This window comes from Pseudonocardia sp. TRM90224, from assembly GCF_021245725.1.
Lineage (GTDB): Bacteria > Actinomycetota > Actinomycetes > Mycobacteriales > Pseudonocardiaceae > Pseudonocardia.
This window is the reverse complement of sequence record NZ_JAJGSX010000029.1, coordinates 105,349-119,795: the sequence shown is the minus strand read 5'-3', so window position 1 is coordinate 119,795 and position 14,447 is coordinate 105,349. Positions and strand designations below refer to the sequence as shown.

The following is a 14,447-nucleotide window of genomic DNA, read 5'->3' as shown; positions in this document are numbered from 1 at the left end:
TGACTCACGGCCCGACTAGAAATCCCGCACCGATCATGCCACCAAGGTCGATTACCAGCCCTCATGAATCACCGGGGTTAGTCGTCGGCGTCGCCGCGCTCGCGTAGCTCCGCGAGCTGACGGCGCACGTCCTCCAGATTCCAGCGCATGTGCCTCGAGGGCAACGTCAGCGTCGGCTTAAGCCAGCCGCGCTCCGCGTACCGCGTACCGCGTACCGCGTACCGCGTACCGCGTACCGCGTACCGCGTTCGGCGGTGCACGCCGAGATGCACGGCGACCTGCGCCGTGGTCAGCAGCTCCGGATCAGACGGTCGTCCCACGTCACCCACGGTATGTGGCTCAACTGCCGCACCCATACCTCTGTGACCAGGCTAGCCCGATCACCTCGTAAGACTCGAAAGGCCGATCGACCATCACGGATCGTGTAACGCATCGGCGCAGCGCGCCGACTGAGTCCCGGTCAGCCCAAGGACTGGGGGAGCAAGTGGCGCGACGCATCGGCGGTGCAGGCGGGGGAAGCGATCCCGGGAGCAAGGGTGGCGGGGTCGTTCTCGCCGTCGGTGTCGCAGTCGTCCTTGGTGCTGGCGGCGTTTCTGCCGGCTCCGCGGCCTCCTTGGGAGGATCTCCGTCGGCCGGGTCAGTTTCCGCTGGTGGGAGGGTCAACGCTCGTGTCACCTCTCGCAACTCGTCGACTGCCGAGGTCCGGTTGGCGAGCCGAGGGGTTCGCCTGACCGGTCGTTTCACAGATGACGACTCGGACTGTGCTGGCAACTCATACGGAGAGGTCCAGCAGTTCTTCCGCGTACACCCTTGCGTAGCCCTTCACCGAGCACAGTTCGAACTGCGGGATCCCAAGGGCGACGTGGCTCTTGTCGCCGTGTCCTGGGTCGAGATGGCAACGGATGCCGAGACGCGACAGCTCAAGCAGCTGCTCGACCGCCCCGGAACGGGGAATATCACCGAACTTTCGCGCGAGCGCGGTCGGTACCGGTCCGTCCGCTACACCGGCGACGCATACGCATCGCGACGTGACGGGACAGTAATCGTCAACGCCCAAGCACAACCAGTCGCCCGAGGCTGGGCGGGGCTGGCTCTGACATCGGTCGCCACGCACGTCGTGGAGTAGCCGATCGGTGACGTGCACGTTGCTTCAGATCCAAGTGGCTCGACGCGGCGTTGCTCGCTCGTCGCTGCTCGCCACCGCCATCCTGCACAGATGACCGAACCTGGCGCTTCATGGCGATGAACGCCGTCGCCGCCCATTCCTTGGTGGTGTCGAGTTGGCTCTTGGTGTCACCATCCTGGGATGCGGTTGACTGATTCGCTCAGCGATCGGCAGGTGGCTGTGTTGCGGTGGATCGCCGAGGGGTGTGCGCCGGGTGTGATGGGCGATCACACCTACAAGCAATCGGCGAGGGCGTTGCGGGACCGGAAGCTCGTCATGATCTCCCACGCTGCTGGCTCATGGTCGGCCACCTGCACGGATGCTGGACTGCACTACCTGACCCATGGCTTCCACCCAGCAAAATCTGAGCCCGCCCGGGGCAAAACTCGTGGACAGGTCGCCGCTCGGGCTCGCCAGGACGTGGCCGCGGACACCAGGCCGGGACCCGCCGGGGGTACGCGACCGGGATCTGTAGTGGTGGTGGAGGGCGTTGGGGTTGACGAGCTGTTCCGCCGGTTGGAGACGGAGGGGCGGTTCTCGGTACTTGAACCAAGTGATCACGTGCGGGCGGCGTGGCGAGCGGCCATCTACGCGGCGCGAGCAAGCGGCCGGACCCCGAGCGGAATGCAGATCGTGTTCCGTGGCCGCGATCATGGCGACCTTGTTGTCGAGCTGCGGACGGCACCCGGGGCCGGGCCCGCATCGTCGCCGCGTCTGGTGCTCGTGGTGCCGGACGAGATTGAGGTGCTGCACCCGCTGCTGACGCCGTTGATCGGCCGCGGTGCCACGCTGGGTATTTCGACGACGCAGGTACCGCGCGCGCTCAGGTTGTTGCACGTGCTGTTCTCTGCCGCAGAGGCTGCCGGGTGCACGGTTGGTTGGGCTGACCAAACAGATGGTGGTGTGGCCTTCCGGCGGGATGGGTGGCTGGTGGTGGCGCACCTGGTTGAGGAGACCGAGGAACGAGACGTCCTGCCAGACCCAGATTCCACAGAAGGGGTGAAGCGGTACTCGTGGCAGCGGATCCAGCCGGAGCGGCAGTCGGTGCCGAGTGGACGGTTGCGGCTGCAGCTGGATGAGGACTGGAGTATCAGCTTCCGGCGGCGGTCGTGGGCTGATCGTCAACGTTGGCGACTGGAGGACAAGCTCGGCGCCGCATGGGATGACATCGATACCAGGCTCACCGCGATGGTGGATCGGCAGCGCGCGCAGGAACGAGCGGCCGAGCAGAAGCAGCGTGAGTGGGAAGCCGCTATGGCCGCTGCGCGCGACGCCTTCGACCATGCGCGCCGGGTCACAGCGCTGGAAGAGCAGCTCGAGGCGTGGGAGCGCGCGGCCCGGATTCGCGCGTACTGCGCCGACCTCGACGACGTCGCCGCCGATGAGCACACCGAGCAGCGGCAAGCTTGGATTGCATGGGCTCTCGGGTACGCCGAACAGCTTGATCCTCGCAGCCGCGCCGATCTGTCACCTGCGACGGATGAGCCGAAGCCAGAGGACCTGCGTCCTTACCTCCGCAGGTGGAGCCCGTACGGGCCTGATCAGCGCTGATCGATGGATTACCTGGGGTGGGCGGCGCGTTGGGCGCGGATGTCGGCGATCGGGACGCCGAGCTCCCGTTCGATCCGGCCCGCGGGCTTATCTGCTCCGGCGGCACGAAGTGCGGTGACTGCCGATTCGACCAGCAGTCCCAGCCGGATGACTTCCTCGCGTAGGGCGACGAGTTCGTCGTGGCGGTCGCGGGCCGGTTGGCCGCACCAGTCGCGGGCCATGTCCCGCCCTGGCCGGAATTCTGCGTCGGTCTCAGCACAGATGTCGGCTGGCATGTGGTGGTCGCCGCTCATGTAGCCCCACCGGTTGTGCCGGTCGGCTTCCGCGTCGAGACCGTCCAGGATCGGGAGCAACCTGTGGGCGTAGGTTTCCGCGAGGCGGCGAGCCACGACCTCGGTGACGGGCCACGGCACAACCAGCATCCCGTCGTCGACGAAGCTCAGCGGGTGCTCCACCACGGTCTGTTCGAGGTCGAGGTCGGCCAGCATGGCTTCAAGGTCGGCGATCTCGAGTACTCCGACGAGGCCGTGGTTGCGATAGGGCCGCGCGTAGGACCAGTCCGGGAGATTGTCGAACACTTCGCCCAGCGCCCAATCCACCGTGGTGTTGTCCAGATCTGCTACGGCGCGAACGGCTGCCCAGCGCTGTTCGCGGGCAATGAACTCGACCCGATCGGACCACGCCACCTTCAACCGGGCCGGCGGCACCCACTCCTCACGCCCTTCATCCTCGGCTGCGATCCACCGCACGAGCACCCGAGCAGGGGTCTTGCTGCCGTGCCGCACGACCTCCACCTCGACCAAAGGGTCGATCCCGCGCGCCCGGTAGGCCCACCGCTCACCGACTTGAGCATCGACCGCCGCACCTGTGCTGCCCACACTGCAATTCTCCCGATGCCATCTCTCCAGTCCAGTGTCGTGACCCGAGGGCAGATTCGAGAGCAGTGACGTCCCGGGATGCGGGTTGCAGGCGCCTCAACCTTCCACGCGTCACGACAAGAGCGAATGTGAACAAGATCGCTCATTCGAGCCAGTGTTGGGTCGGATCGACGTGCCGGTCACTCTCTGACCGCCGACGGGCTCGTTCTGGCGGTGATCATCCGCGCCGGACTTGCCTGGCCGAGCGAGTGTGGTGGCCGCCGCACCTGGCGCGGCAAACCTCAAGCGTTATCGCGCCAACTAGCTCTGGGCAAGGCATCGCTGGCTTGGTGCCGCCGCCGCTGCGAGGTCGATGCCCCACGGTGGGCCCTGGACCCGGATGGGTCTGACGAACATAGGGCTGAGCGAGATCGCAGCTTCATTCCATAACTTGAGGCGCTAGTCATACCTGTCACGGACGCATCGGCGTGCACTCTCTGCCGGATGGTCAAGACGCGTTGTCGGCGCCTGTTGCCCGCTCGCGCCACGCGAGTTCGCGCTCCATCAGCTCCCTCCCCTCCGCCCCGGTAGCGCCGACAATGTGCTTGCCGTCCTCGACCCAGCGGCGCATGTCGGAGACGAACTCGACGCCATTGGCGACAACTGCATCGAATAGGGCTTCGCCGCGCTCGTAGGTTGCGCACTCGGGGTCGCCGATGTGGCCGAGCGGTGCCAACTTTCCCTGCTCGTCGGCGTTCAGGTAGTACTGCATCCCGTCCCCGCCGGCGAGCAGGTCCTGGGTCAGGAAGCGTGTCTCGAACACGTACCCGTGGGAGAAGACAGCGCGGTCGATGTGGACGAGCTCGGGGTGCTTGAACAACATGTGTGAAGTCTCGAACTCGTCGCCGTGCAGTCCGCGGCCGTCGTGCTCGCGCAGCCGGCGGTGCGTGGTGCCCATCGTGAGCGGGTCGATCGATGCGAACGCGACGTTTGGATGCTCCTTCTTGACTGCGCGAGAGGCGATGCTGATCACCGGCAGGTTCGCGATGCGGTGGCCGTTGAACGTGATGATCGCGCGGAAGCCATGGTGCGCAAGTGAGCGGTACACGTCCTTCAGGACCGCGACGACGGTCTCCGGCTGAAGGCTGATCGTGCCTGGCTTGTGCATGTGGTGGGCAGCGTCGCCGTACCAGATTGGGGGCGCGACGAGCAGCTCGGCACGTTCAGCGATTCCCTCCGCGTAGTCGATCGCCTCGTAGCCGTCGGTACCGAGCGGGAGATGCGGTCCGTGCACCTCCGTGCTACCGATCGGCACGATCACTTCCCCGTGGCGATCGAGGTAGTCAGCGACCTCCCGGTATGTGAGGTCTTGAATCCACACGGACATTGCTCCTCCAGAGAATATGCGATGCGGTTTCGATGTAACGGGTCAGCGTGTGACGCGGCTGCGCGGGATCGGCCCCGATGCCGGTTCCGTGCGACGCGCACCTCACTATCGCTGCTCTCGTCGGCTGCGGCCCGGCTGAGCAACGTCCCCAGTAGGCTGCCGAGAAGCCCAGTGGCATCGACACCAGCGCCGGACTCTTGAGTGGAAAGGGCGCGGCGCTCGAAGGGCCGGGCAACACGTGCGGTGAACGGGCGATCAGAACGACCGAGAAAATTTGCCCAACGAGAAGGCTGCGACACGAGAAGGCTGCGACGATCGCGAAGAAGATGTCGCCGCCGACGCCGCCCGCGCTGCTTCGAGCTCTCTCGCGAGCAGTGGCGTGGCCAGGGTGCCGCCAGCGCCTACCGACGCCTCATTCGCTTTGCCGAGCAGCGCCGGGTGTCGAAGCCGGTGATGGCGATGAACAGGTAGAAGGTACCAAGCATCAGTGCGGCCAGTCGGCGGATGAGCGCGCCGCTTTGGCGTCGGGAACAGTGAAGAAGTGCATGAGCACGTGTGGGAGCCCAGCGGCCCGAGAGCTGGCTAGGTTCCATATAGCAGCGCGACTCTGATGAGCGCCGGTGCAGGCGAACCGACGGCAGCGCCTCGCTGGTGTGACGAACTCCGCGGAGTGCTCGACCGACGCGCAATCGACTGTCACGCGACTCGCGACAAATTGACCTTCCGCATGCGGCAGCCACCTCGAGCCGTGACCTTTCATGAGCCTCTTCTCTCTCGCGCGGCTCCGGCGGCAACACGCTGAGGGAAAGAATCATGACCGAGGCACAGGCATCAGCACAAGTGATGGTTCCTGTGGATTGGGTTTAGCTCAACTTACGACGCGACCTCGGCGTCGCCTGCACGACCGAGATCACGTCCGAGGTCAACGAGCAAGCGGACGAAGGCGCGTACGTTGGCGTTGTCACTCCCACCTGGGCCCCACGCGGCGAACACCGCAGCCACCACGAGTACTCCGAGAGCGGGCAGCGCCGACTCCGCCACCGGCCAGGAGTGCCGCAGCGCGGCCGGCCATGCCGCTCGTCACGCTCGCATAGGCGGGCGCGAGCCAGATCGACGAACCGCCTAGGGACGGGCGCCCCGACCGCCGCCGTCACGGCGGCGGTCGGGATGGTGTGGCCGGATGCCGTGCCCGGGCAGGTGCTGCGGGTGGTCGGCCGGCTGGTCCGCCCGGTCGCCGAGATCCTGCCGGGCGCAGCGCGGCGGGTGGCAGCCCGTGTGGGGCCGGAGTTGGAGCGATCGACGCTCGCGCCGCGGGTCGGTGGGGTCGCCGTCGAGGTGCTGGTCGGGCAGAACCCGGAACGCGTCGGAGCCGGGATCATCGCCGGCCACGCCCAACGCTTCGGCCGCATCGATCGAAACCGCCATCGACGCCAACGAGGGCCTCAGTCACGGGCGAGAATGGAGTGGACCAAGGGAAGTGCCACCGCGAAGGCGCCCATTCCAACGAGGCTGGCGGAAGCCACATTTGGTGTGGCCAGATAGCTCAGGCTGCCTGCCGCGGTGCCGGTCAGCAGCGCTGAGAAAAACACAAGGAACGCGCGGACAGAGAGCAGGGGATCTGATGGTCCTGACATGTGCTTGACGTCCTCTCAATCGGTTTGGACTGGGTGGTCTGCGGTGCAGTCATCCAGCGATGCGAGCCCGATTTCGCTTCCGTTGATTCTTCGGTCGGCATGCTCTCGTGGTGGCCCGCACCGTGCACCGCCGAGTGCGAGTCGCACCGTTCCAGTGGCTGAACAGTAGCGCAGACTTCGGCCGTGAGGAGGTGAGGCATCAGGCCGCGACGGCGCTTGGACCTGCAACGACCGCGGACTGAGCGTCTCCGCTGATGATCACCTGGTGATCAACTCGGGCGATGCGGAAGGCGCGCCTAATGGTCATGGTGGTGCCCATCCGAGAGGCATTCCTTGATGGTAGACGGCAGTTCCTTGCGCAATTTCTTTCGGCGCCTGGACGCCGAGTGATTTGGCCTGAGCTCTCATCTGCGGAGAAGGGTGCACACCTGCTCTGAGATCTGAAGTTGTGAACCGGTCCAGGCAAGCGTTTCGAAAGGTATGTAGTTTGCAGATTGGGCGAAGACGATTCTTGTGTGAAGCGATTCCGGTCAGTCAAATCACGGCGTCAGCAGGTCTGCTCGAATGTTTACCGGCAGGCATATCCTGATTGGGGCCATGCTGCATCTGGCAGCTATTGCGCTCGTTGGGCTGGTCGCATGTGGAGACGGTGACAGCTGGATGTGGTGGCTTTGTGGAGGTGTGAATGGAGTTGTGGGGTGGGGAGGTGCGAGGGCCTGGCGGAACAGGCCGCGCCGGACAGGGTGGCGAACAGCTGGCGGTAGAGGCTGGCGGTACGGCTGGCGGTGGAGGCTGGCGGTACGGCTGGCGGTGGAGGCTGGCGGTACGGCTGGCGGTGGAGGCTGGCGGTACGGCTGGCGGTCCGGGCTGGCGGTGGAGGCTGGTGGTCCGGCTGGTGGTCCGGGCTGGCGGCACAGGCTGGCGAACACCTCGCCGGGCTGGCGGACAGACCGGCGGAACAGGGTGGAGGTGCAGGGGCGGAGTAGTGAGTGGCGGTGGATCAGCGTGTGGACCTGGGTGAGCCCGGAGCGGTGCGCGGAGGTGGAGCGGCCGGGGAGGGCGCATAACAGCTTCGCGGTCGAGGACGGCGATGAGGCGGTCTCGCTCGGCGGAGTCTTGTCGTCCGGGCTGAATGGCGCTGCCCGCGGCACCCATCCTGGCGCGAGCCCAGCCGAAGGGCTCGGGCCTAGCAACAAGGGGGCGCCGACGGGCGATAGGTCCAAGGACATTTGGGGCCGGAGAGAGGTGCCCGGTGCAGCACGACGAGATCAGGTGGTGTCTTTCCCTCGGCGCGAGGTTCAGTCGAGGGCAATCGATCGCGGACGTCGGCTGGGTTGGCATCGGTCGTTGAACGTCCGGCATCACAAGTCTTGGAGCAATGAGTGGGAGCTCGAAGAGCCGCGGACTCAGGGTTCATGGTCGTCGGTGTCAGCTGCGCACCACTGCGGACCGCGCCACAGCATGTGACATAAGTCACACGTTGCCGGACGCTGTTCGTCGCCAACTCGGGTGTCGCGAGTGACTCAGGGCACGTGTTGGGTGTCTGGTGCGCGGGTTGCCGAGGTTCTCTCGCAAGATCGATTCCCTCGTCGGGCGGCAGATCGCGGTGAGCAGGTCGCCATCTCCTCGACCTCGTCGAAGCCGACGGGGTGGCGCTGGGGCTGCAGGGCACCTACGCCGGGGTCGGACCTTGTCGAGGCCCGCGCCCTGGACTGGACCGTGCAGGGCTACGAGGGCAACACCCGCCCCGTGGTCACCCGCGAGCAATACCGCGTCCAAGCAGTCCGCCCGGACGGCTCCCTGCAGGTCGCCGTCCTGCAAGGTCGCACCGCCGAGGGCGACGTCCTCGGAGAGCAGATGGTGCTGCCGCCGGGGTATGTCGCCGAGCACCTCGCGCTCGGCTACGCCTCGACGAAACACGCGGTGTAGGGCGGCACCGTGCACACCACCCACAACGTCACCACCCCGACGACCGACGCCGCCGGGCTGCTCGTGCCGATGACCCGTGGCCGCGAACGCAACACCGCCTACGTCGTCACCGCCACCGCACCCGCCGATCCCGCCCAGGGCAGCGAGCACCGCCACCAGGTCCGCCGCGACCCGGTCGCGGTCCTCGCCGGCGTCCTCGCCACCCAGGACCCGATCACCAACCGGTCCGCGACCGCGCTCGCCGCCGAGTCCGCAACCGAGATGCGCAGCGTCCGCACCACGGCCGAGCTGCTCGCTGAGGGAGCCCAACAGGCCGCGACCGAGCGCACCATGACCTGGCTGGACCGGCTCACCGACACCGGCGACCTCACCCCCCGCACAACGCGACCAGATCGCCGCCGAGGGCGGCGCCAGCACCCTCACCCGTGTGCTGCGCCGCGTCGAGCTCGCTAGCCGCGACGCCTACGCCACCCTGCGTGCCGCGATCGGTGCGCGATCATTCGACACCGCCACCAACACCACCAACGTGATCCACTCCCGGATCACCCGCGGCAACACCGTCCGGTTGGACCCGGCAGGCGAGCGGCACCACGACTGGGTCCCCGCCGACGTCGGCCAGCAGTGGAACACCTACCTCACCGCGCTCGCCGACACCGCCGATCAGCGCACCGCCGAACTCGGCCGCAGCACCGCCGACACCAGCGCCGCATGGGCCACCGACGCGCTCGGCCCGGTGCCCGCCGCCGGCACTGACGAGCGGACCGTGTGGGAACGCAACGCGGCGACCATCGCCGGCTACCGCGAACTACGCGACCACACCGACCCCCACGACGCCCTCGGCCCGGCACCGAAAGCCGGGCAGGTCGAGGCCTACGCCGCCTACCGCGCCGCCTGGCGCGCCCTCGACCGCCCCGCGGTCGAGCAGGCCGAGCACGAGCTGACCCGCGGCGCGCTGCGCGCCCGCGTCACCGCGTGGGAGCGGGAACTGCAGTGGGGTCCCCGTTACGTCGGCAACGAGCTCGCCGGCACTCTGCAGGCGATCAGCACCCACACCGCCACCGCCGCGATCCGCCGCGCCGAAGCCACAAACGCCACCACCGACCAGCAGCGCGCGACGCTGCTGCGACAGGCCAGCGAATCCGACGCGCTCGTCGCCGTCCTCGACGAACAAGCCGACAAGCTGCGCCAGGTCGATGACGCCCGCGCCGAGTTCATGGCCCGCACCGCGCTCACCCGCGCCGAAGCCGAAGCAGCCCGCTACCTCCTCGCCGAACAAGCCGGCGACCACGACACCGACGAGCACGTCACCGGCCAGGAATGGCTGCACGCCGAACACGTTGCCCGGCGTGAGGACGACCCGCACTGACCGATCACCGCCACTGACCTCGCCACCGAAACCAGCCACACTGACGACTGGGCCGCGGTGGGTGCGGCCGCGATGGAACTCGAAACCCCCGCCGCGGGACGTCGACCACAGCCGCGACGACCCCTACGCCCGCAGCCGCGACGAATACGACGACACCGGCAGCGAAACAGTCGCTGACCTCGGGCGAGAGGACGTCTACGCGGACGTCTGACCCGCGCCCGGCGCCACACGCCCCGCTTCCGCCTGAGGCTGCAGCCCGGGAGGGAGCGGGGCGAGCCGGTGCAGCATCCGCGCGAAGTGCTCCCGCCGCTCCACACCGATCTCCGAACCGTCACCGGCACGTGCCGGCGTCAGCACCGCCACGTTGTCGATCACACCGAAAGCCCACCCGATCGCCAGCTGAACGTCCTGAGCGTTCTCGCGGGTGTAACCCCAGTAGGCGTTCACCGCCCACCACTCCCGGCTATGCGCCCGGTCCAAGTTGAACCCGTCGTACTTCGCCCACCACGGCGCCGGCGGGTACTCCTCACCAGCAGCGACCTTGTTCGCCACCATGAACTCCGCGATCGCCCGCGACTGGCTCGGCCCATGCGGCAACCCAACCAGCGGGGTCGTCGGCGACAGACCACCGATCCATGACAGCGCCGAGCGTGCGCCGAGCGCAGGCGGGGCCTCAGTAGATCCGAACATGCGCAACATGCAGTCCTCGATAGCCGCCGCCACGGCGACCGGCTGCCGGACCCATACCGGAACATCTCGCACACGCCACCTGGGCATACATGCAGTGTGGACCGAACACTGACAGGACGGGGCCAATTCGAACCTCGGATCAGCGATGTCTCGATCGCGCATAGACATCGGCGAAGCGACCAGGGCCGGTAACGGCCGATGCAGCCAGTGCGAGACACGCTTGCAGGCACTCACTACGCACGGCGGCAGGTCGGGCACAGACTGTTGCTGGCCAGGGGGAGGTATGTCATGGCAACGCCACGAGCGCGTCGCGCTGCAACCACTCGCGGAACCGGCAAAGGTGCTGCTGCCCACGACGCAGCGCTGTTGCGCCTCCAGGAGCATGATGCAAAGTCCCTGACGGAGAATCATCGGCAAGCGCCGCACTTACTTGATTGTTAGAGCACTTTCGGCGAGGCGGCGTGCTCGCTGTCAGACCGACTATCGCAACAGTAGTGAGGGACTCGGATGGCGATCTGGTTCTATCGAATTGATATCAATGCCACCTCGGCGGTGGCCTCATGGCTCTTCTATCAAGGCGACGATGGGCCGGATGGCATTCTGTCGCTCCCCAGTCGGAATGTCGATATGTCAATCGGTGATGCAGTTGTGCTGAGCATCTCGGATGCACTTGGTGCTGGAGACTTGCCGCTGGGCGTGGTTGCATTTGGAGTTGTTCGAGCTAGTCCAGCGGGTAGCGTCCGCTCGCGGATGGTAGTCATCGAGTTGATGGTGAAGATAGTTCATAGGCCGATCTCGGACTTCGAGCTAGTTCGCGATGAGGTGCTACGAAGAGCCTTAATCACACACCTCTCCGGGCCTTCCTCGATCAGTGACCACTGGGTTGTCTCTCTCGGTGTTAAGGAGTGGGAGGCGATTCTTGATCACTGCCCACTTGACGTCCTGGTTGAAATTGACAGGCTTCTCGTGCCAGGGGCGCTTTCGGCGGCTGGGCACTCTTCCCGTCGCTACCATCAGTTGGGCGCCCGGGAGTATCAATTTGCAAGGGGTGATGGCTTCGGTCGGCTGGAAGATGCGCAATCCGAAACGCGATTCAAGCATCTATCTGTGAGAGGGTGGCGACAGTTCGCCGAGATAGATATCGATCTCAGCTCTCGCTTGACGGTAATAACTGGAGAGAACGGGGCAGGGAAAACGAGCCTCCTTCACCTGCTAAGTCCGCACTTCAATTGGAATAATCCTATAATTTCGACACCGCGTCGATCGATCGGCCACGGTGTTGCATACGAGACGGGCATTGAGGGAGGCGAAGCTAGGCCGGCTTCGCAAATTGCACACCTCGTGTACAGTAACGAGGCCGAAGCTTCGATCCAGCTCGCGCGCGATGCGGGAGTGAACTTTCAGGTTGCCTGGTCGGGTCAGAACCAAGTCAATGGCCTGTATATTCCATCACATCGGGCGGTTGCAGGCTACTCGCCAGTGGCGACAATACCTACGGCATTCTCGACTGGATCAGTGCTGCTTGAACAGTTCTTGGGGGAGGTTCGATCTCGCTATGCGGGTACGTTCAGCGGCAAGTCTGCCGGACAATGGATGAAGGAGTCGCTACTGGCCGCGGCCTATCATGGCGCCGGAAGCGGGTCAGACGATGTTGAAATTGAAAAAAATGCGGAGGCCTACGAGGTTTGGCAAGGATTCCAGGTAGTCTTGCGGCGGCTTCTGCCGCCGAGTCTGGGCTTTCGCAGTTTGGTGGTTAGGACGCCCGAGATAGTGATCGTGACAGAGCGTGGAGAGTTCTCGATCGACGCGGCATCTGGTGGAATTAGCGCTCTTGTTGAGCTGGGATGGCAGATCTTTCTGCGATCGCGCGAAGTTCGAGCCTTTACGGTCGTGTTTGACGAACCAGAGAATCATCTGCACCCCGAGCTGCAGCGATCAATCTTGCCTCGACTGCTTGAGGCGTTTCCGAATGTTTCATTTGTTGCTGCGACACATAGTCCATTCGTCGTGACGTCGGTGGCCGGTGCTCATGTCTACGCGCTGGAATACACCGAATCAGGTGTGGTTTCCTACCGAGTTGATCCCCGGCGCGGCGTCAAGTCGGCCGAGGAGGTGCTTCGTCGAGTGCTTGGCGTTGGTTCAACATTGCCGATGTGGGCAGACGCAGCCCTTGACGAAATAGTTAGCGACTATCGCGATAGGCAGATGACACCCGAGCTCTTTCGGCAACTTCGCTTGCGACTCGATGAAGTGGGACTGCTCGATGAGTTTCCCGCAACTGCAGCGGCACTGGCAGAGCGGCAGATTGATGCGTAGATTGAGGAAAGGTCCGCGTCCCGCAGTCCTCGACGAGAATTTCGTAAATTGGACGCATGAGTTTCTGGAGACGGAGAACCCTTCTCGGTATGCACGCCACCGCCACCGAGAGATTAGAAGGTTCTTGAAGGCGGAGACTTGTGGCAAGTGTGCATACTGTGAGAGCAGAATCGAACACGTAGCCTCAGTCCATGTCGAGCATATTAATCCCAAGTCTCAATGTCCTGAGCTGGTCGTCGAGTGGGAGAACTTGACATTGGCTTGCCCAAACTGCAATCAGCATAAGGGGTCCTATTACAGTGAGTTGCAGCCGCTGCTGAATCCATACGAGGTCGAGCCTCGCGCTCACCTCACTTTTACTGGATCGCTGGTCTTCGGTCGACCGGATAGTGACTTGGGCAAGCGGACTGTCGAGCGGCTTAAGTTGCATCGTAACGATCTGAAGCAATCGAGGGAAGAGCGATTGAAGGCGATCAATCACTTGCTAAGCGTATGGGCTAAGGCGGAAGGTGAAGATAAGGAAACGTTTGCGGGGCTGCTTCGCGAGGAGGCTGGCCCAGACCGAGAGTATAGCGAAGCGGTTACTTCTTTCCTGGTAGTGATGGGCTTCCCTTTGGAGTTGATCTTGAGTCCCGAGTAGGCAGATAAAGGCACTCCGAGAACCGCCGAGACTCCTACTGCGGCAGCCTCTATGGGGCCCGTTCAGCGGGCCTGCTGCCTTCGGGCGCAGTGCGGCCTGAGCCGTAGTCAGGTGCTTGCATCGCGACAGCCTGCAGGCTGCATTGGACCGTATCCTCACGCAGGCGGACCGCGATGCTATGGGCGTGAGGGACGTCCCCGTCGCCCCAAGGCGCTAAACATGCCACGCCCTCGGCCGTGCGGATTCGGGGAAGTCGTCAGCTTGTGGTGTCGCGGCGGCCGACGAGCTCGGTGAGCTGTTCGATGGTGAGCCATGGTTTTCGGCGGTGGATCATGCGGTGGCAGTTGGAGCACAACAGTGCGAGGTCGGCGAGTTTGGTTGTGACGGGTCCGGAGGCGTGGAGGGGTAGGCGGTGGTGGCATTCGACATAGTCGCGGCCGCGGTCGCCGTAGGTACGGGCGAAGTCGAACGTGCACACCTCGCAACGGATCGGTTGGCCGGTGTTGCGGACGGATGCGATCTTGAGGTCGCGCAGCTTGCGGTCACGTTCGCGGGCGAAGTGGCGGCGTTCGAGTAGTCCGCCTTCGTGAGCGCTTGCTCCGTCAAGATCAGGATCAGGTGCTGTCAGGGTGGCAGGCCTGGTCAGGACTTCGGCGCGGATTGCTGCCGCTTCGGCGATCATGCGGTTGGAGTCGGTGAGGAACGCGTCGAGGACGGGTTGTTCGTGGCGGCCGCCGCGGGTGCGCTGGCCGGTGTAGTCGGGGTGCAGGGTGGCGATGTTGGAGGTCTTCCTGGCGACGCCCGCGGCGTTGCGGAAGGTCGCGGCACGGTCTCGACCGGGTGGATGGGTAGCTGTCGGAGGAGCTGTGACAGCTCGATCACGCGGGGATCGCCGACGCGGAGTTCTTTCCA

At 65.1% G+C, this 14,447-nt stretch carries 12 protein-coding genes; 6 read left to right on the top strand and 6 right to left on the bottom strand.

Annotated elements, in window-relative coordinates:
* Positions 1-77: 77 nt before the first annotated feature.
* Entirely contained in the window at positions 78-320 is a 243-nt protein-coding gene (locus LL648_RS30740; protein WP_232666275.1) for a MerR family transcriptional regulator, read from the bottom strand.
* Positions 321-1,789: 1,469 nt separating this feature from the next.
* On the opposite strand from LL648_RS30740, the gene LL648_RS30735 reads away from it, so the two are divergent.
* Positions 1,790-2,716 (top strand): hypothetical protein, encoded by a 927-nt coding sequence (locus LL648_RS30735; protein WP_232666274.1) that lies wholly within the window; start codon positions 1,790-1,792, stop codon positions 2,714-2,716.
* An 8-nt stretch (positions 2,717-2,724) separates the two neighbouring features.
* Here LL648_RS30735 and LL648_RS30730 read toward each other — a convergent pair whose 3' ends face one another.
* The 3 genes from LL648_RS30730 to LL648_RS30720 form a co-directional block, all read right to left on the bottom strand.
* Complete coding sequence (locus tag LL648_RS30730) at positions 2,725-3,594, bottom strand: hypothetical protein (protein WP_232666273.1); 870 nt, start codon at positions 3,592-3,594, stop codon at positions 2,725-2,727.
* Between the two features lie 487 nt (positions 3,595-4,081).
* Entirely contained in the window at positions 4,082-4,954 is an 873-nt protein-coding gene (locus tag LL648_RS30725; protein WP_232666272.1) for a creatininase family protein, read from the bottom strand.
* A 1,128-nt stretch (positions 4,955-6,082) separates the two neighbouring features.
* Positions 6,083-6,385, bottom strand: coding sequence for a hypothetical protein (locus LL648_RS30720; protein WP_232666271.1), 303 nt, complete (start codon positions 6,383-6,385; stop codon positions 6,083-6,085).
* A 1,928-nt stretch (positions 6,386-8,313) separates the two neighbouring features.
* Here LL648_RS30720 and LL648_RS30715 point away from each other — a divergent pair.
* Genes LL648_RS30715 through LL648_RS30705 form a run of 3 tightly spaced genes read left to right on the top strand, consistent with a single transcriptional unit; the run spans position 8,314 to position 9,889 of the window.
* The gene (locus tag LL648_RS30715) at positions 8,314-8,523 is read left to right on the top strand and encodes a hypothetical protein (RefSeq protein ID WP_232666270.1); all 210 of its coding nucleotides are present in this window, start codon (positions 8,314-8,316) and stop codon (positions 8,521-8,523) included.
* Positions 8,524-8,532: 9 nt separating this feature from the next.
* Entirely contained in the window at positions 8,533-8,976 is a 444-nt protein-coding gene (locus LL648_RS30710) for a hypothetical protein (protein WP_232666269.1), read from the top strand.
* Positions 8,951-9,889 (top strand): hypothetical protein, encoded by a 939-nt coding sequence (locus LL648_RS30705; protein ID WP_232666268.1) that lies wholly within the window; start codon positions 8,951-8,953, stop codon positions 9,887-9,889. The genes LL648_RS30710 and LL648_RS30705 overlap by 26 nt, the downstream gene beginning before the upstream one ends.
* Positions 9,890-10,084: 195 nt before the next feature.
* On the opposite strand, the gene LL648_RS30700 is transcribed toward LL648_RS30705, so the two are convergent.
* Complete coding sequence (locus LL648_RS30700; protein WP_232666267.1) at positions 10,085-10,579, bottom strand: hypothetical protein; 495 nt, start codon at positions 10,577-10,579, stop codon at positions 10,085-10,087.
* 507 nt (positions 10,580-11,086) lie between these two features.
* Between LL648_RS30700 and LL648_RS30695 the strand changes: the two genes are divergently transcribed.
* Positions 11,087-12,895: an AAA family ATPase gene (locus LL648_RS30695; protein WP_232666266.1), complete on the top strand. Its 1,809-nt coding sequence runs from the start codon at positions 11,087-11,089 to the stop codon at positions 12,893-12,895.
* On the top strand, positions 12,825-13,535 hold the full coding sequence (locus LL648_RS45845; protein ID WP_374112133.1) for an HNH endonuclease: 711 nt from the start codon (positions 12,825-12,827) through the stop codon (positions 13,533-13,535). The genes LL648_RS30695 and LL648_RS45845 overlap by 71 nt, the downstream gene beginning before the upstream one ends.
* A 256-nt stretch (positions 13,536-13,791) precedes the next feature.
* On the opposite strand, the gene LL648_RS30690 is transcribed toward LL648_RS45845, so the two are convergent.
* Positions 13,792-14,217, bottom strand: coding sequence for an HNH endonuclease (locus LL648_RS30690; protein WP_232666265.1), 426 nt, complete (start codon positions 14,215-14,217; stop codon positions 13,792-13,794).
* Between the last annotated feature and the right edge of the window lie 230 nt (positions 14,218-14,447).